Here is a 545-nt window from a genome sequence, read left to right as displayed (position 1 = left end):
GCTCGCGGCCCTGACGGTGGCGATCGTCGGGGTGCGCACGTTCGCGATCGCGCGGGGCGCGGGCCGCTACCTCGACCGGCTGGTCAGCCACGACGCGGCGCTGCGCGTCCTCGCCGACGTCCGCACGGCCGCCTTCGCGGCGATGGTCCGGCTCCCGGCCCGGGCGGCGCCTGCCGCCCCGGGCGGGCCCGGGGGAGACCGGCTCGCGCGGCTGGTCGAGGACGTCGACAGCGTGCAGGACGTGCTGTTGCGGTGCCTGCTTCCGGCGGGGGTCACGGCCGTGACCGGCGTGGTGGCCGTCGGCGTCACCGCCGCTGTCCTGCCGGCCGCCGCGTTGCCGCTGGTCATCGGCCTGATGCTGGCCGGGATCCTGTTGCCCGGCGCGGCCTACCTCGCCGCGCGGCGGGTCGCGGTCGGGCTCGCCGACGCGCGGGCGGGCGTGATCGGCGCCGCCGTCGACGTCTCGTACGGCGCCGCTGACCTCATCGCGGCGGGTGCGCACGGTGCCGCGCTCGCCGACGCCGCAGGGCGCGCCGACCGGGTGG

1 pseudogene is annotated in these 545 nt (G+C 79.4%); it reads left to right on the top strand.

From position 1 onward, the window contains the following. Window positions 1-545 (top strand): annotated as a pseudogene (locus ABD211_RS25470) (thiol reductant ABC exporter subunit CydC); the annotation flags it as partial.

This window comes from Luedemannella flava (genome assembly GCF_039528515.1).
GTDB classification, from domain to species: Bacteria; Actinomycetota; Actinomycetes; order Mycobacteriales; family Micromonosporaceae; genus Luedemannella; species Luedemannella flava.
The sequence above is the reverse complement of the archived record's forward strand: the minus strand, read 5'-3'. Positions and strand labels throughout refer to the sequence as shown.